This is a genomic window from Providencia sp. UF-224 (assembly GCF_058245955.1).
In genome coordinates, this window is the sequence record NZ_JBSICC010000126.1 from 1 (window position 1) to 380 (window position 380).

A 380-nucleotide genomic window follows, 5' to 3' on the forward strand; every position below is an offset into this window, starting at 1 on the left:
GTGATTCAGGCGGTACGCCAAGTGTGGTCAAAACCGTTGGCGGTGCGTATCTCCACCACCGATTGGGTGGAGGGGGGTACCACGGTGGATGAGGCGGTGTTGATAGCGCAAGCGATGAAACAGGCGGGCGCAGACCTGATTGATTGCTCCTCTGGGGAAGTCTCTCCGGAACAAAAACCGGTGTACGGGCGCATGTTCCAAACGCCGATGGCTGACCGCGTGCGCAATGAAGCGGGTATCCCTGTCATTGCCGTGGGGGCAATCACCGATGCAGACCAAGTGAACAGCATTATTGCCGCGGGGCGTGCGGATTTATGCGCGTTATCGCGTCCATTACTCTCTGACCCTGCGTGGCTGTTGCATGAGTGTGCCCGCCATGG

At 58.9% G+C, this 380-nt stretch carries 1 protein-coding gene; it reads left to right on the forward strand.

Going from position 1 to position 380, the window contains the following annotated elements:
- Positions 1-42 precede the first annotated feature (42 nt).
- Positions 43-380, forward strand: a 338-nt coding sequence (locus tag AC4IFO_RS23135) for an oxidoreductase (RefSeq protein WP_490737872.1), incomplete at its 3' end; no start/stop codon positions are given.